The organism is Sinisalibacter aestuarii, assembly GCF_027923545.1.
Taxonomy (GTDB): domain Bacteria; phylum Pseudomonadota; class Alphaproteobacteria; order Rhodobacterales; family Rhodobacteraceae; genus Sinisalibacter; species Sinisalibacter aestuarii.
Window position 1 is genome coordinate 277,358 of the sequence record NZ_BROH01000003.1, and the last position, 17,131, is coordinate 294,488.

Annotated in this window: 14 protein-coding genes; 10 read left to right on the forward strand and 4 right to left on the reverse strand. The window is 60.2% G+C overall.

Features of this window, described 5'->3' with window-relative positions; genetic code table 11:
• Window positions 1-19: 19 nt before the first annotated feature.
• On the reverse strand, window positions 20-1,606 hold the full coding sequence (locus QMG28_RS08095) for an ABC transporter substrate-binding protein (RefSeq protein WP_281841712.1): 1,587 nt from the start codon (window positions 1,604-1,606) through the stop codon (window positions 20-22).
• A 316-nt stretch (window positions 1,607-1,922) separates the two neighbouring features.
• Between QMG28_RS08095 and QMG28_RS08100 the strand changes: the two genes are divergently transcribed.
• The 6 genes from QMG28_RS08100 to QMG28_RS08125 all read left to right on the forward strand — a co-directional run bounded on the left by QMG28_RS08100 (window position 1,923) and on the right by QMG28_RS08125 (window position 7,355).
• Window positions 1,923-2,963 carry an Ldh family oxidoreductase gene (locus QMG28_RS08100; RefSeq protein ID WP_281841713.1) on the forward strand — a complete coding sequence of 347 codons (1,041 nt, stop codon included), beginning with the start codon at window positions 1,923-1,925 and terminating at the stop codon, window positions 2,961-2,963.
• 27 nt (window positions 2,964-2,990) lie between these two features.
• Window positions 2,991-3,620 (forward strand): helix-turn-helix domain-containing protein, encoded by a 630-nt coding sequence (locus QMG28_RS08105; RefSeq protein WP_281841714.1) that lies wholly within the window; start codon window positions 2,991-2,993, stop codon window positions 3,618-3,620.
• Between the two features lie 420 nt (window positions 3,621-4,040).
• Complete coding sequence (locus QMG28_RS08110) at window positions 4,041-5,033, forward strand: LysR family transcriptional regulator (RefSeq protein WP_281841715.1); 993 nt, start codon at window positions 4,041-4,043, stop codon at window positions 5,031-5,033.
• A 35-nt stretch (window positions 5,034-5,068) separates the two neighbouring features.
• Entirely contained in the window at window positions 5,069-5,815 is a 747-nt protein-coding gene (locus tag QMG28_RS08115) for an SDR family NAD(P)-dependent oxidoreductase (protein ID WP_281841716.1), read from the forward strand.
• Window positions 5,816-5,869: 54 nt separating this feature from the next.
• The gene (locus QMG28_RS08120) at window positions 5,870-6,571 is read left to right on the forward strand and encodes an EthD family reductase (protein ID WP_281841717.1); all 702 of its coding nucleotides are present in this window, start codon (window positions 5,870-5,872) and stop codon (window positions 6,569-6,571) included.
• A gap of 79 nt (window positions 6,572-6,650) precedes the next feature.
• Entirely contained in the window at window positions 6,651-7,355 is a 705-nt protein-coding gene (locus QMG28_RS08125; RefSeq protein WP_281841718.1) for a glutathione S-transferase family protein, read from the forward strand.
• A gap of 273 nt (window positions 7,356-7,628) precedes the next feature.
• Here QMG28_RS08125 and QMG28_RS08130 read toward each other — a convergent pair whose 3' ends face one another.
• Complete coding sequence (locus QMG28_RS08130; RefSeq protein WP_281841719.1) at window positions 7,629-8,669, reverse strand: TRAP transporter substrate-binding protein; 1,041 nt, start codon at window positions 8,667-8,669, stop codon at window positions 7,629-7,631.
• Between the two features lie 428 nt (window positions 8,670-9,097).
• On the opposite strand from QMG28_RS08130, the gene QMG28_RS08135 reads away from it, so the two are divergent.
• The 4 genes from QMG28_RS08135 to QMG28_RS08150 all read left to right on the forward strand — a co-directional run bounded on the left by QMG28_RS08135 (window position 9,098) and on the right by QMG28_RS08150 (window position 14,159).
• Window positions 9,098-9,781, forward strand: coding sequence for an EthD domain-containing protein (locus QMG28_RS08135; protein ID WP_281841720.1), 684 nt, complete (start codon window positions 9,098-9,100; stop codon window positions 9,779-9,781).
• Window positions 9,782-9,802: 21 nt separating this feature from the next.
• On the forward strand, window positions 9,803-10,690 hold the full coding sequence (locus QMG28_RS08140) for an MBL fold metallo-hydrolase (RefSeq protein ID WP_281841721.1): 888 nt from the start codon (window positions 9,803-9,805) through the stop codon (window positions 10,688-10,690).
• 557 nt (window positions 10,691-11,247) lie between these two features.
• Entirely contained in the window at window positions 11,248-13,428 is a 2,181-nt protein-coding gene (locus tag QMG28_RS08145) for an alpha-ketoacid dehydrogenase subunit alpha/beta (protein WP_281841722.1), read from the forward strand.
• The gene (locus tag QMG28_RS08150) at window positions 13,425-14,159 is read left to right on the forward strand and encodes an SDR family NAD(P)-dependent oxidoreductase (protein ID WP_281841723.1); all 735 of its coding nucleotides are present in this window, start codon (window positions 13,425-13,427) and stop codon (window positions 14,157-14,159) included. Before QMG28_RS08145 ends, QMG28_RS08150 begins: the two co-directional genes overlap by 4 nt.
• Before the next feature lie 6 nt (window positions 14,160-14,165).
• Here QMG28_RS08150 and QMG28_RS08155 read toward each other — a convergent pair whose 3' ends face one another.
• The gene (locus tag QMG28_RS08155; protein ID WP_281841724.1) at window positions 14,166-15,791 is read right to left on the reverse strand and encodes an IclR family transcriptional regulator; all 1,626 of its coding nucleotides are present in this window, start codon (window positions 15,789-15,791) and stop codon (window positions 14,166-14,168) included.
• Between the two features lie 23 nt (window positions 15,792-15,814).
• Window positions 15,815-17,116: a TRAP transporter large permease gene (locus QMG28_RS08160; protein WP_281841725.1), complete on the reverse strand. Its 1,302-nt coding sequence runs from the start codon at window positions 17,114-17,116 to the stop codon at window positions 15,815-15,817.
• Window positions 17,117-17,131 lie beyond the last annotated feature (15 nt).

The following is a 17,131-nucleotide window of genomic DNA, read 5'->3' on the forward strand; positions in this document are numbered from 1 at the left end:
AGTCTTGTGTCCCCCAGGCTCAGTTCTTGCCCCAGTAGCGATAGTCAGGCAGCGGCGCGAACGTGAACTCGGAAACGGTATCGCTCAGCACAACCACGGGCTTGTCTTCGTAGATCGGGATTTTCGGCCAGTTATCCCGCCACATGGCCGTAACCTCGTCCATGATCGCCTGACGGCGGTCCGGATCGGAAGATGCCCGCATCTCGTCGATCATCTCATCGACGCCGGGAATGCAGGTATCGGTCAGGTTGAAGGAGATGCCGCATTTGAGGTCGTAGCCCCAATAATACCCCACCTCGAAAACACCGGGACCGTCGAGCCGCATGAAGGCCGGAAGCTGGTGCCCCTGGGTCAGATCCTGAAACTCGGCACCCGGCGCGACGCGGATCGACAGGTCGATGCCGATCTCGCCGAAGGTGGACTGGACCACCGTCGCCAGTTGCTGCTGGGCGGCATCGCCTTCCTGAATGGTGAGTTCCGCCTGAATCGGGGTTTCCAGACCGCTTTCGGCGATCAGCTCGCGCGCACGGTCGAGATCCATGGCGAGCGGTGCCGACAGCGCGGGATTGAAGCCGGGCAGCGCCGGCGGGATCGGCCCGTAATAGGCGGTGCCCCAGCCATAGGCCACACGCTCGATAATATCCTCATAGGGGATCGCAAGCGCCGCCGCCTGGCGGACCAGCACATTATCCCAGGGGGCTTTTGTGTTGTTCAGCATCAATTGCTGAACGAAGGGGTTGGAATAGGCGAGAACCCGGGTTCCTTCATTGCCTTCGAGCGATTTCGCCGCCTGTTTGGACAGATCGAAGGTGATGTCGGCCTGCCCCGTGCGGGCCTGCAGCAGCAAGGTCGGCGCCGCGGAGATCCAGTTCACCGTGATGGCATCCGAGGCCGGTGCGATGCCGGCAAAACCCGGATTGGCCACCATGCGCGCCGTCTGGTTCGGCGAATAGGATTCCAGCAGGAACGGCCCCGACGCCGCCACATTGGACGACATCCATTCGTTCGGCTCGCCCGGGGCAACGCCGCCATTGGCCTCCACCAGCGCCGGATCGACGATCGACCCGGCATGGGTGGCCAGGTCTCCCAGCATGTTCCCGTTCGGCGCGTTGAGCGTGATCACCACGGTTGCCGCGTCCGGAGCCTCGATGTTTTCGATGATGACCGGATCGAGATGGCCATCGGTCAGGAAAAAGCGCCCGCAGCCGGCCATGTCCATGACCCGCTGAAGCGAATAGCGGACCGCTTCGGCATCAATCGGGGCGCCGGAGGGGAAGGTGAACCCTTCCTTCAGATGAAACGTGTAGACGAGACCGTCCTCGCTCATCTCCCAGCTATCGGCGAGATAGGGTTCGACCACGCTGTAGTCGATCTCGCGGGTGCCCTCATGACTTTCCTTGGTGCCATGCTGGACGAGGCGCACGTAGAAGTTCTGAAGAAAGCTGATTTCCGGCAGGCCGCAGGCCCAGGCCGGGTCCAAGGTCGACGGCGCGACACCGGCGTTGACGACGAGATCGCTCGACTGGGCCGAAGCCTGCATCGCGATGACGGACGCACCGGCGGCAAGCACCGCCCGGAGCGCGTGATTACGGAACGAGATACGCATGTGTTGATGTTCTCCCTTGTCGGTACGACAGTATTTTGAACCCGATGATCGGGCCGGGACGCAGTAAAGTCCCGATATTTTCCTATAGGCAAATTAGGTCACGAATCAGACAAGCTGTCAACATGGATGCCCCTCAAGACCAATACACTGTCCAGCTCCGGCGATCCCACAGACCGCGAAACCACCGCAGAAATCGGGGGAAATTCAGTATTTATTGGAGCTGATCGACCCGCCGCCAATACGGGACTTGTCAGGGGGCAAGGACGCATCTACTGTTTTCCTATAGTGAAATTCACCTCTCGGGGACTGATTTGGGATGACGCGACGGGTCCAGTATGAAGAGCTCTGCGAAATCCTTGCCCGGATTTTTGAATCCGTGGGCACCCCGCACGACATCGCTCTCCTGCTTGCCGAAAACTGCGCCTCCTGTGAGCGCGACGGGGCCAAGAGCCACGGGATATTTCGTATGAAGGGCTATGTGGACTCGATCCGCTCGGGCTGGGTCAACCCGGCAGCCACCCCCCGGATCGAAGATGTCGCGCCGTCTTTCCTGAGGGTCGACGCCAGGAATGGCTTTGCGCAACCGGCACTGGCCGCCGCCCGCAGCCTGGCGATCGGCAAAGCGCGCAAAACCGGCGCCTGTATCCTGACAATCCGCCAATCGCATCATCTCAGCGCACTCTGGCCGGATATCGAGCCGTTTGCCGAGGCCGGGCTCATCGCGCTGAGCGTGGTGAATTCCATGGCGGTCACCGTCCCCTACGGCGCGAAGCGCCCGCTGCTCGGAACAAACCCCATCGCCTTCGCGGCGCCCGCAGAAGGGCGTGCCCCCTTCGTCTTCGATATGGCAACCTCGGCCTGGGCGCATGGCGATATCCAGATCGCCCGCCGGGAGGGGCGCCCGCTGCCCGAGGGTATCGGCGTCGATGCCGATGGCGAGCCGACGCGGGATCCGGCCCGGGTATTGGACGGCGGCGCGCTCCTGCCCTTTGGCGGGCATAAGGGCTCGGCGCTGTCGATGATGATCGAGCTGCTGGGCGCTGCCCTGACCGGCGGGCAATTCTCGACGGAGGTGGACTGGTCGGGCTATCCGGGCGCAGCGACACCGCTGACAGGCCAGTTCATTCTGTTGATCGACCCGGCCCTGAGCGGCGGGAACCCGTTCGCCGTCCGGGCGTCGGAATTCATGACGAACCTCTCGGCGGCGGGCCTGCACGTTCTTCCCGGCGAAAGGCGCCGGCGGAACCGTGCGGAAAACCTGAAAAACGGGATTGTCTTGACCGACGAGGAATGGGAACAGCTAATGACGCTCGCGCCCATACCGGGGGAGAACGCGAATGCCATCCTTGAGCGGTGAAGAGACGTGACAAGACGAGGAGCGAAAATGGCAAATGACTCCAATATTGCCATTGCCCAGACCGCCAATCGCAAGCGGCGCGGCCAGGTTTTTGCCCGCCGCCTGCGTGATCTGCGCTCTGCCGCGGGACTGACGCTGATAGATCTGTCGGAACGCTCCGGCCTTGCGGCATCGACCCTCTCGAAAATCGAACACGGGAACATGTCGCCCACCTATGACACGATCCTGTCGCTGGCCGAGGGTCTGGATGTCGACATCGCCGAGCTGGTGTCCGGCGGGCCGGGCCATTCCGTCAGCGGCCGCAAGGCGGTGACCCGCAAAGGGCACGGGATCATCCATGCAACGGAACAATACGACTACGAGATGCTCTGCACCGATATCGCGAACCGGCAATTCGTTCCGTTGCTGGCCGATATCAAGGCCCATTCCGTCGAGTCCTTCGACGGGTTGCTGAGCCATCCCGGTGAAGAATTCATTTATGTCCTGAGCGGCCAGATCGAACTGCACACCGAATTCTATGCGCCAACAAAGCTCGACCCCGGAGATTGCTGCTACTTCGACAGCACCATGGGCCACGCGCTGGTGAACCAGGGCGACGAAGACGCCAAGGTATTGTGGATCTGCTCGCGCGTCGTCGGCCCGCTCCGGAACGGATAGGGCTAGTCGGCGTGGCGCCCCATATCGACGCCCCCAGGGACCATTCTGCGCGCTGAGGTTGCACGTTGATCTGGCTTGCAGGGGCTTTCTCCCTTCGAAAAGGCACAACTGCGCATATTCAGGGCGCTGCAATGTGCGACGGGAGGGCCATTGCTCAGGGACTTCAGGTCTCAGCCCTCGCCTTGCCAGGTCGCACGCCCTGCTCCAAGTGACGTCTCCAGCTCTCTAAGAACCGCTATTCGCGTCCTTGGAGGTGGCCGGTTCGTACTGTGCAGCCCGTTCAAACGGCATAGTCTTCCCGACAGTGTCGAGGTGGACCTGCTTTCCAACTTGCATTAATAGCGACAATGATATTATTTATTAGCTGAGCAGCAACGATTTGGACGCCAGTGGCCAGCTTCTTGAGAAGAAAGGATCGGAATGGCTTCGTCAAACAACAAAAAGAGGGCGCAGCATTCGAGCAACCCGCTGACACCGCGGGTATGTGAAATGCTCGTGGCGCTGGAAAAACACCGAAACATGGGCGAGACTGCGAAGGAACTGGACGTGCTGCAATCGGTCCTCTCGCGGCAACTTGCGGGGATCGAGAAAAGCCTGGGCGTCAGTCTGTTCGCCAGAACCACACGATCGATGGAACCGACGAATGAAGGCCGGGCGGTGGTCAGACAGGCCGCGCAGATCCTTGCCAGCCTAGACAAAGTGGTCGACGAGCTGGACGCTATCGGGCGTGGCAGCACCGGGCTGATCCGTCTCGGCATCGCCTCGGTAGCAGCAGCAGTGCTCGGACCGCAGGCGATCGCGGTGTTTCAGAAGGCGAACCCCGGTGTGTCCTTCTCGATCCGCGACGACACCAACGACAGGTTGATAGACGACTTGACCACGGGCTTTCTGGATGCGGCGATCCTGCGCCTTCCTGCCGATGGCCATTTCCATCTCGATGCAACCGAGCTCTACGACGAGCCGATCCGGATCGTCGCGCGACGCGACCATCCGCTGGCCCGGAGTTCCGACTTAAGCCTGGCGGATCTCGCAAAATATCAATGGATTCTACCGACTTCGGATTTCACGGCCCGCAAGCAGATCGAGTCGAAATTCTACAAGGAAGGGCTGCGATTCGAGGCTGGTATTCTCGAAACCCTGTCAGTCCCGTTCTTTATTGGCTTGATCAGCGCTACGGATGCCGTGGCACCGATGGCTGACAGTCTCGCGCGTCGCTGCGAATACAGCGAGGGCTTCGTCACGCTGCCCATCGTTTTTTCGCTGACCTTGGAACCAGTCAGCATCGTCTGGCGCAAAGAAAGCTACCTGTCGCCTGCCCTGCTCAATTTCATGAAGTCGGTTGAGAAAACGGCAAAGCTGATCAGCCGCTCGCCAGAAGCATTCGTGCACAAATCAACCGGTGGTCTGTCGTGACGACAGGGCCGGGATAATCTCAGGAGAAAACACATATGTCGAAAAAAAGATGCGCCGTGGTGACGGGTGCCGGGCATGGGAACGGGCGCGCGATCGCGCTGGGTCTGGCGCGGGAGGGTTGGGCCGTCGCAGTGCTCGACGTCGATCGCGACGCAGCCAATCAAACGGCCGCGGACATTCGCGCCGAAGGGCGGTCTGCACAGGCCTATCACTGCGATATTTCCGACATGGATGCCTGCACGGCGACAGCGCAAGCGGTTGCCTCCGAACTCGGCGAAGTCGCAGCTCTCGTGAACAACGCGGCCATCGTGCGGCGTGGCGGAATCGACGACGACATGCTCAATGAAGGCCTCGACATAACATTTGCCGTCAATGTGGCAGGCATGTTCAACACGACGCGCGCGTTTCTGCCAGCCCTGCGCATCACCCGCGGGTCAATCGTGAATGTAGCCTCCGTGGCGTCGTTCATCGCAACCCCCAACAACTTGGCCTACAACGCCTCGAAAGGGGCGGTGAAGCAGTTCACCCAAGGCCTTGCGCTGGATCTCGCGCCCGAGGGCATCCGCGCCAACGCCATCGCGCCCGGGATCATGGAAACCCGAATGACACAAGACACACGCCAGGATGCGGACAAGCTGGGCTACTTCCTGCAGCGTGTACCGATGAAACGGGTCGGAAAGCCGGAGGAACTGGTGGGCGCGGTCGCATACCTGGTGTCAGAATCTGCAAGTTATGTCACCGGAGCCACTTTGCCGGTCGACGGCGGATTTCTGGCCGGCTGACCCGGCCAATGCCCGACGCCGACGCATTTTTTTCGAACACAGGGAGAATACCTCATGATTCAGCGTTTCAGCTGTCTCCAAAGGCGCAGTGACATTTCACAAGGGCGTTTCTCGCAGCACTGGCGGGACATTCACGGCCCTCTGGCCGCGAAAGTGCCCGGTCTGTTGCGATATCAGCAAAACCACGTGGTTGATGCCAGCCAGATGGTCAAGCATTCCCGAGGCGGGGCCGAGGTGGACGGCTTCGCCCAGCTTTGGTTCGCCGACGAAGCGGCGATGAAACAGGCCAGCAGCACACCCGAATACCGCGCGGCGTTTTCGGATTTGCCGGAATTCACCGCATCCATGTCGCAATATGCGGTCGAAACCAATCCCGTGATGGAGAAATCGGTGACCGGCAAGGCCGTCAAGCGCATGACCCTGCTCTACTGCAAGGAGGGCATGGGCATCGACGAATTCCGCCACCATTGGTTTGATGACCATGCGGCGATGGTATCCGAATTCCCCGGCCTGCGGGGATATTTGCAACATCTGATCGTCCAGAACCTGCCGCTCCCCGAGGGACCGGTGACAGAAGCCGGCATCCACTGCGCGGGCGCACTGGAAATGTGGTTCGACGACAGCGACGCGATGGAAGCCGCCTTTGCCTCACCACAAGCAAAATCCACCGTTGCGCATGGCGATGTCTTTCTGAGCGCGGCGACCACTTATGTCGTCGAAGAAGTCGAACTGATCCCGGCAGCTCAACCTAGTTAGATCGCCGAACAAGGGTCAGAGCCTTGCTGCTACCCACATACGGGTGCCCGGCACTGCGACCGACAGAGGAGTGTTACCCATGTCACAGAAGACCCTGGACGACTTTCCCATCTCGAAACGCTGGGCACCGCGAACGCCCGGTGCCATCCAGCTTTACTCGTTCCCCACGCCAAACGGCGTCAAGGTTTCGGCCATGCTGGAGGAATGCGGCCTTCCCTACGACGCCCATACCGTGAAATTGTCGGAAGCCGGCTCGCCCGAGTTCAAGACGCTCAACATCAACGGCAAGATCCCCGCAATCGTCGATCCAAGCGGGCCGGACGGCGGCGCCTTCGGCTTGTGGGAATCGGGCGCGATCCTGATATATCTCGCGGAGAAGACGGGCAAGTTCCTGCCCGAGAACCCGGCTGAACGCTACGAGACCATCCAGTGGGTCATGTTCCAAATGGCGGGGATCGGTCCAATGTTCGGGCAATACGCGTTCTTCCTGCGCGGTGGCGGCGCAGAGATGGAAGATCGGCTGCCCCGGGAGCGCTATTTCAACGAAACGGTGCGTCTTCTCAACGTGCTTGAGACACGGCTTTCGGATCGCGCCAATATCATGGGCGACGACTTAACCATTGCTGATATCGCGAATTTCCCCTGGGTGCGCACCGCGCGGGATTATTTCAACGAAGACGATGCGCTGGGCCTGAGCGGATTGACCAACGTGATGGGCTGGCTGGACAGGTGTCTGGCACGACCTGCCGTAGACCGTAGCCTGAACCAGCCGCCGCGCGAGTAAGCTTCTGCTGTTGGCTCTAACGCCGAGCCGCCCAAAGGCCGATCGCCCGCCTGGTCGATCAGAACCGACCACCCCTGATCGCGGCGGCGACAGAAACAGGATTGTAACGACAATCGGCAGGGTCAGCCCGCAGGCGATCCTGCCAGGCAGGCAGAGCAGGCTGCGCATTCTGTCGACCACCGAGATGCCGGTGAGTTGGATGGCGGCATTCTGGGGTTCCCCAATCGACGGGACGGGTTTGGCGGGCACACTCGGGCGCCCGCCGGGATGAACTCAGTCTTGCTGGGGAGGAATAGCCTGAAGTTCTTCCCATTCGCCGACCGTATCTACGTAGGACCGGAGCGACTCGAGCGCTTCGGCGAAGAGCGGGTCTTTTGTGGCCTCTTCCTCAAGGACCTCGGCGGAGGCCACCCGCAGCGCCTGCAGCACCTCATCGGGGAAGCGCCTGATCTCGACACCGGCCTCACGGATTTGCGCGATGGCTCCTGCCTGTGCATGCACCATGTCAGCGAGGTTGAAGGCGATATTGGCCAGGCATGCTTCTTCGAGGATCTGCTGGTCCCGGGCATCCATCTGATCCCAGACAGTGCCGTTCACGATGATCGAATTGATGGTCGCGACCTGATGCCAGCCCGGGAAATAGTAATATTTGGTGACGTTCTGGAACCCCATCCCGACATCGAGCTGCGGCGTGCCGAATTCGGTGGCGTCGAGCCGGCCGGTTTCAAGCCCCAGGTAGATCTCGCCCGGCGGGATGGCCTGGGTGTTGGCGCCGAGCTTGGCCAGGACATTGCCACCCAGCCCGGCGAACCGGATGTTCATTCCTTTGAAGTCGTCGACCGAGTTGATCTCCTTGTTGAACCAGCCGCCGGCTTCGGAAAGCGGCACATGGCAGGGAATGAAATGGACATTGAACGGATCATAGGCTTTCTGGATGATCTCTTTGCCGCCACCATTCAGCATCCATGCCAGGGTCACGTCAGGAGACGGCCCGAAAGGCATTGCCGCAACAATCGACGCAACCGGGATCTGAGACGCCCAGTATCCGGTCCAGTCATACCCCATGTCGAGCGCGCCGGAACTCACGGCACCGAACAGTTCGTAGGCAGGCACGAAAGAACCGGGTTCATGCACCTCGATCGTGATGTCGCCCCCGGACATCAATGAGACCCGTTCGGCAAAATGAACCGGGCTCGGTCCGATCGACGGCGCCTGAAGATTGACAAAGGTCTGCAGAGTGTAGGTATCGGCATGCCCCGCACCCGCAGACAAGACGGCGGCAACGGCAGCCGTGGCAACGGCAAAGTATTTCATTTTGGTTTCCTCCCAGAGTTGAAGGCGGCCCTCCCGCCCCCTTGCATCCCGTGTTGATCGCAAACCGATCTATTTTAGCCTTTCTGCTATTACTTATTAGCGTTAATGATCAAAGATAGCAAGCGTTTACCCTGTGCCTGAGTTCGGGCTCGTCTGGTGCCGGCCTTGGCCATGCCGGTCGCGCCCTCCTCGGTTGGCGGCCATTTCAGGCAATCCCTTCACCGAAAAGGCGGCACAGCCTCTGACCCGAAACTGCCGAAACGAATTAACAATTAATGGCATTCTTGAGATTTTATATTCGCAACAGAGCTATATAACTGATACACCCATGCGGCCAATGCGAACGAAGGGCGCGATTCGTTGATGTCAAAGATATTTGTTATGGCAAAATTTTGCCTGTACAATCAGATCAGGGGCGGGAGGATCTGTTGATCACACACCTTATTTTACTGAGTTCGGAAGACGTCGCACGGCTGGGCGGACCCGAGGAAGCACGCTCGCAAATTCAGACCGCTGTTCTTGGTCTCAGAAATGTTCGATCGGCGCGCCTCACCGTGGTCGTGGACGACGAGCAGCGCAGCCCGTTCGCGCGGGGCAAAGTCGAGTGCGCGGCATTTCTTGAATTGGATTTCGATACCTTGTCCGACATGCGCTCCGCTGTTGAGGAATGGCGCGCAGCCGGCGATCTCGGCCTTCTGGATGGCGTCCATCTCGTCATCGCAAAAAAGGTCGACCGTGCCGCCGATCCAGCCGACCTCAGGCCGGGATCGTTGATGCGCGTCTCGCTGCTTGGCCGGGCCGACGGCATTTCCGCCGCGGAGTTCCAGACAGAGTGGTGGGGATTGCATTCGGAAATGGTGCGCGACATGCCGGGATATGTTCGGTACGTTCAGAATCTCGTGCTCGACCGCCACATCAAGGGGCAGTCGGTGCCGCACTCGGCAGTCCCCGTCGATGGCATTGTCGAGTTCTGGTTTCCCGACAGAGAGGGGTTTGATGCCTGTTATGCCTCAGATGCCTTCAGCAAAACCGCGAAGCACGGGGCCGAGTTTCTTCAGGACATAACGACCTATCTCGTTGAGACGACCCCGCTTGAAATCAACGAAACCTAGACGCGCCGGGAGGAGCCACACATGAGTGACTATTCGATTTGGATTCTGGAATATGCCCGGGTGGAGGAGCAACCTGCCGAGGCGATCTATTCAGGCTATTACGCGCAGGGAGAGACATTCTATTTTCCCTTTACCTTCATGCTGCTCTCGGGCGGCGGCAAGAATATTCTCGTCGATTGCGGGATCGACTTTTCGCAACAGAAGAAACGGGACATGGCGGACGGGTTCGGCGTAACCAAGACGCAGGGCCCTGCCGAAGTTCTGAGCGCGATCGGCTTCAAACCTGAAGACATCGACGCCATCATCCTGACCCATGCGCATTGGGATCACATTGGCGGGATCGAAGTGTTTCCCAACGCCACAACCTACCTTCAGACGCAGGAAATCGAATTGTGGCGGAGTCTGCTGGGCGAACCGAGCAGTTTCGGGCCTCTCCGGGCCGCGGTGGACGAAAGAGATATTGATGAAGCCGAAGCGAGGGTCGCGGCTGGCTCGATGATCCTGATCGACGGGGCAATGGACGACGTGTTCCCTGGAATCACTGTGTGGCCGGATCGCTGGGGGCATAGTTTCGCGTCGCAACTGGTGCTGGTCGAAAGCCAGACCTCGGCGGGTGTCGACAAGCGCATCATCACAGGCGACGCGATCTATTCCACCCATAATCTTACAGGGGTTCCGGGCGCCGAACACTTCATCCCCAACACAAAATGGGCGATTGGCGGGCCCTATGCGGTGATGAAGACCTATCAGCGGATCATGGACTACGTGCAGGGGGATATGAACAAGGTCCTGATCCCCCATGATCGGGAATCGTGGGATCGCTTCCCTTCCGGGATCACGGCGGCGGGGCAGCACGTCGCTGAAGTGCGCCTGGCGTCGGGCGATCATACGCGGCTGGACAAGCTTTAGCCAACTGCAGAATGCGCTGACCGGCCAACTGTTCGGTCCCGGCATCCGGTGGCTCGGATCGGGACTGACGCGATCAGGTTCTGAAGTCGATATCCCGCAGATGTAGTCGCAGCGGGCGAGGGCGACGAGTGTTTTCAGGCGGCACCCGCCGTTGTACGCATCAAGAAAGCCGGCCAGGCGGGTGCGGAGTTGACTGTGGTTGTCCAGCGGTCAACGGCTGCGACAAGATAGAGACGGCTTCCTCTTCCGCTCTGCGACTGGTCGAGCGCGGTTTCTTGGGCCCCAGTCGTCAAATCTTCCACGGCCTGCCGTTTCCGCCTCGTCGCCACGGTCCTGACGTTAGCCCCGAACTCCCGGCTCAGCGCCGCGGGTGGCCGCCTGCAAGTATTGCAGGCACTTCGCTTCCTCACACGAATGATAATATCCAGCGCGCCCGGGCTACACTGACTCCACTTAAAAAGTTTAATATTGCATATATTAATTGGCTAAAGTAAATATTTAGATGAAAAATAGCCGCTCCTGAGTTCACTCAGAGGCCATAAACCAGGGAGGCCTCTTTGCCGAAACGCGAACCGATAACCTTTGCGACAGAGTGGGTCCGCCTGCACCCCGAGCCGCAGGATTGGGAAGAACTCCCGATGCGCGAACTTGCACGGTGGTTTGAACAGGCCAGCATGGTCCGCGCCTTCGAACACAAGATCCTCGAATTCGGGAACATGGGGCTCGTTCATGGACCTGCCCATGCCAGCATCGGGCAAGAGGCGATCGCAGTAGGCTGCATGGCTGCACTGACCGGCTCCGACCGCATGAACGGCACTCACCGGGCACACCACCAGATCCTCGCGAAACTCGTCAATCTCGGGACCGACGCCGAGTACAATCCCCTGCGTGATCCATTCTCTGACGCGACGAACGAAGCGATCCGCCGTTTCATGGCCGAAATCATGGGCCTGTCGTCCGGCTACGCCGGGGGTCGCGGCGGCTCGATGCACATGCGCGACCCGGCATCGGGCGTACTCGGTACGAACGCAATCGTCGGAGGCAACGTGCCCCATGCATCCGGATACGCCCTTGCGGACAAGCTCCTGGGACGTGACGAAATCTCTGTCTGCTTTTTCGGTGACGGCGCCCTGATGCAGGGCGCGAGCTATGAAGCAATGAACATAGCGGCGCTGTACGATTTGCCTGTGGTCTTCTTCGTCGAGAACAACCTCTATGCTGTCGCCACCCGACTGGACGAACAGACGCGCGACCAGCAACTCACCTCGCGCGGGTCCATGCTGGGGATTCCCAGCATCGAGGTGGACGGGATGGATGCGCTCGCGGTTTTCCTCGCGATGCGGGAAGCACGTAGCATCATCGAAAACGGGGCGGGTCCAGTGATGATCGAGGCGCTGTGTTATCGCTACGTCCACCAGATCGGTCTGAACCCTGGCAGCGCATTCGGCTACCGAACCAGGTCAGAGGAAGGAGAATGGCAGAAGCGCGATCCGATCGCGCACCTGCGAAAACAGCTAACCAACCTGCACGGCATCGCTGACGCCGATCTGGACGAGCTTACCGACAAGGCAACCCAAGCCGTCGTCAAGGCGGCCGAAACGCTGACCGTCCCCAAAGGCAACGCCCGCGCTATTCCCGAAGAATTTTGGCCCGATCCCGCTCACGTCGAGGATGGCATCCTCGGCTCGGGCGCAGAAGTGAGAAGCCTGAAGTATTCCGAGGTCGAGGACTATGCAGAAGATACCCTCGCCACGTCGTCGCTTATCGACGCGGCCGCGCGGGCGCTGGAGCGCAACATGGCGCGCGATCCGTCGATCATCGTTCTCGGCGAGGATGTACACCGGATGCGCGGCGGAGTGACCGGCGTTACCAAATACGCCAGCGAAACCTACCCGGACCGGGTTCTTGCCATGCCTATCGCGGAGAACGGATTTGTAGGCCTCGGCCTGGGCGCCGCCCTTAACGGATTACGTCCCGTGATCGAGATCATGTTCTCGGACTTCTGCCTCGTGGCCGCCGACCAACTCTTCAATCAGGTCGCAAAAGTACGCCACATGTTCGGTGGCGATGTCGATGTCCCTCTTCTCGTTCGATTGCGGGTCGTCCCAGATACCGGGTACGGCTCGCAGCATTCGGGCGACCATGCGGGGCTGTTCGCTATGTTCCCGGGTTGGCGTATATTCGCGCCTGCGACACCTTTCGACTATGTCGGGATGCTCAACACAGCGCTACGCTCCAACGACCCTGTCGTAATCATCGAGAATGCTTCACTCTACCAGATCAAAGGCTCGGTGCCGAAAAATGCCGAGGAAGCGTTTATCCCGTTCGGCAAGGCAAAAGTCATAAGAAAAGGCTCCGACTGCACGGTCCTCGTTACGGCCGGGTCCATGCAGGACACCCTGAAAGCGGTAGACACCGTTGGTGTCAATGCGGAGGTGATTGACCTACGCTCCCTCGATTCCTTCGGTGTTGACTGGGAGACGATCGGCGACAGCCTGCGCCGCACCAACCGGCTGATGGTCGCGGAACAGACAGCGGAGGGCCTCTCGCTGGGTCCGCGCATCGCAGCGGGTGCGCAAGCGCGGTTCTTCGACTATCTCGATCACGAGATCATCTGCATCTCAGGGGGTCGCGCATCACCTGTCGTATCGAAGCCTCTCAACGCAGCAGCGCTGGCGGATGCTGAGAAGATCGCCGGCGGTCTGAAAGCCCTCATGTCCATGGAAGAAACAGTATGAACGGCCCCAGTTCCAACCGCAGTATCGTAATCACCGGTGGTGCCGGTGGTATCGGTCGCGCGACCGCGCGTGCCTTCCTCGAACTGGGCAACGCTGTGACGCTCATCGACATCAATGCCGACGCGCTCGAAGATGCACGGAGCGAACTCGCCGGACTTGGCAAGGTGGTCGCCCACCAATCAGGTCTGGAAAACGTTTCCGCTTGCCGCACCGCGCTTGAGGCCGCGGGCGGCCCGGCCCATGCACTTATTCACCTCGCGGGAATCTACGAACACGACCCTTTTTCGGAAGACGAAAGTGACGTCTGGCCGCGTGCAATCCAGTCGAACCTCACCAACGCTTACGACCTCGCACGTGTCTTCGGAACCTTTCACATAGCCGATCCAACTGCGCGCCTCGTGCTTGCCAGCTCGCTCGCCTTTCGCAAGGGAGTACACGACCGCATTGCCTATTCTGCGGCCAAGGGTGGTATTGTCGGCCTCGTGCGCGCCCTGTCGCGAAAACTGGCGCCGAACGTCCTAGTGAACGCGGTCGCGCCCGGTCTGATCGCCACCAGAATGACCACTGACGTAATCGCCCTGCGCGGGGAAAAACTTGTCGCCGACATTCCGCTGCAACGCGCCGGGGCGGCATCCGAAGTGGCCGCTGTCATCCGCTTTCTCTGCGGCCCGGATGCATCCTACATCACAGGACAGACGCTGAACGTGGACGGCGGGGTCGTTTCGAGTTGACCGGCCTTATCCGGTGGCGGTCTCCGGCTGGTACCCGAGATCCGTCGAAATCTTCGCGACCTCTCCCCTTAGACGTTCCAGCAGCTTGGCCTCCTGTGCGGCGACCTCCTCAATGTCTCCGGTCAGGGTGACGGAGAACCAGATTTCGCCATCATGGTCGAAAACCGGCGCAGCGAGCGAGCGCAAGCGAACCTGTCCTCGCTGTTCGGTCGCCGCGACCCCAGTCTCCCTCACCTCCTGCGATATCCTCGCCCAGTCCTTAGCCGGCAGCCCCTTGACCTCACGATGAGGCGCGATGGCCTTTGCAGCAGCCAGAGCCTGTCGCTGCGCATCGGCGCTGGTATGCGCCCTGAACAGCATGCCAGTCGCCGTATCCGACAGCGGGAGCGTTCTGCCGATGTGAATGTCGGTGTGACGGGAATCACGGGGGCGCGCGATATCCACCACCACGGGTCCATAGGTCCCCCAGGTGGACAGGAAGCACATCATCCCGGTGTCCTCGGACAATTCGTGTATGAGCGCGCGCGTGGTTTCGAAGGCGTTGTAGCTTTGCAGCCTGACCAACAGCATCTCGGCCGGAACTGGCCCGACCTGATAGCGGGGGGATTCCGGAACCTTCTCGACAAGCCCTGTCTTTCTGAGACTGACCATATACCCATGTGCCTTCGCAGGCAGGATGCCTGCGTCATCGCAGACGTCCTTCAGTTTTCGCGGCCCTGACGTGAATGCGAGCGCGGCGAGAATCCGACCGGCGATTTCGGCCGATCCTACCCCGCGACGATCTTCGAGGGCCGCGGCCTGCCCGTTTGCGGCAGCGGCGAGTGTTGGATCAGGGAGGCGCGTCAGGTTCTTCAACTTCAGCGGCCTATCACGATAGCTTTTCAGCCTCTCGACAATATCCCTGGCCAGTGGACCGGCGGCCTTCTCAGGCAACCCGTCAGAGGTGCCGACAATCGTCATCGTACATATGAGCTGCCCCGCCTGATCGAACACTGGCACCGCGATGGCATTGTAGCCTGGAAAATATGCATCGCGGACGAATGCGTATTCCTTCTCCCGGATATCACCGATCAGTCGCGCAAGCTCCGCCCGGTCAGGAGCATCGCCAATCGCAGGCTGATCCACGGAGCCTTTGAGTTCAGCCTCTGCACGAGCAGCCACGCGCGGATCCGAGGAATAAGTAAGGAAGGTTCGACCCGTCGCTGTCCCCGTCACGTTATAGGGGGTTCCGGGCCTCAGGTTGATGTCAAGCGGAGTACGCGACGGAATGACCTTAGCGATGGTGGGGCGATGGCCGGCCCAGAAGACAAGCCCAACAAGGAGGTCATGCTCCGACGAGATTTCACGCGCAATCTGCTGGAAGCCAAATCTCTGCCCCAGCGTCTCAAGCCGGCAATGTCCGAGACGGGCTGCGAGCGCACCGAAAGCCCGACCACGCGATGCCGGGTCGACTTCGATCAGGCCAAGTCGCTGGAAACTCACCAGATAGGGTCGGAGCTGTTGCTGTTGCATGCCGGTCGCCTCGGCAATCTCGGCAAGTGACGGACGCTCGCCGAGATTGGTCATCGCGGCAAGGATCGTGCCGAACAACTCAACCGACTTGATCCCGCGCCCCAACTCCTTCTTCGACATGCGCTCCGCAATCTCCGCCCTGCTCAGTCCGCCAGCCGGACCAGTGTCAATGCTAACTCAGGGAAAATTGCGATCAGCGCAAGGACTATGGCCTGAAGCAGCACGAACGGAACTATCCCACGATAGACGGTTCCGATCGGAAGATCAGGGACCGCCCCCTTCAGGTAGAACAAAGCTGGACCAAAGGGCGGCGTCAAGAACGAGGTCTGCAAGTTGGTTGCCACGAGAATGCCGAACCAAACCAACACCATGTCACGACTAAGGCCGAAGTCCTGTGCGACGATCACCGGGACGATCAGCGGAAGAACAACGAGCGAAATCTCGATCCAATCGAGAAAGAAGCCGAGAATGAAGATGATGAGCAGTACGGTGAAGAGAAGAGCATAGGGCGCCCCGTGCAAGCCGCCGAAAAGCGAGGTGATCGCCTCGTCGCCACCAAGCCGCCGAAAGACTGCGGCAAAGACGGTCGCGCCGATCATGACAAAGGCGATCATCACCGTCGTCAGCGTGGTCTCGCGCAGAATCCGCCGCAACTTGGCCAGGTTCAGGCCACGACTGAGAAGCGCCAGGAGCGTAGCGCCGGCCGCACCGAGCCCAGCAGCCTCTGTTGGAGTGGCAAGACCACCGAGGATCGAGCCCAGCACCAGCACGATCAGAACCAGCGGCGCAAGGAGATCCAGCAGAATCTGGCCCCAGTTGAAAGGCGTATCCGCTATCCCCTCGGCGCGCGGCATGAGCGACGGGCGTAACTTGGCGAGGATAAGAATGAACAATAGGTAACAGGCCGCAAGGATAAGGCCGGGACCGATCGCCGCGAGGAACAGATCACGGATGGAGATCTGCATCTGGTCGCCAAGAATGATCAGCATGATCGATGGCGGCACAAGGATGCCCAATGTCCCGCTTGCGCACACCAGGCCGGACGACAGGCTGCGGCTGTACCTGGCGGCGTGCATCGCGGGCAATGCAATCGTGGCCATCAGTACGACCGATGCCCCTACGATCCCTGTTGCCGCGGCCATGATAACACCGATCAGACAGACAGCGATCGCAAGGCCTCCGGGTCGTCCCTTAAGAACTCGCTCGAAGGCGCGCAATAGGCGGCCCGCCACGCCCGATACTTCAAGCATGTGGCCCATGAAGATGAACAGCGGGATCGAAATCAGCAGCCAGTTCGTCAGGATGCCAGAGAAAATCCGTGCAACCGCCGTGGTCACGAAAAGCGGTGGTGTGCCACTTATGAACAGGAAGACGACCGCGACACCCGTGAGGACAAATGCGACCGGAAAGCCAGTGAAAAGCCCCACAAGCAGCATCATGCCCATGGCCAAAGGATAGGC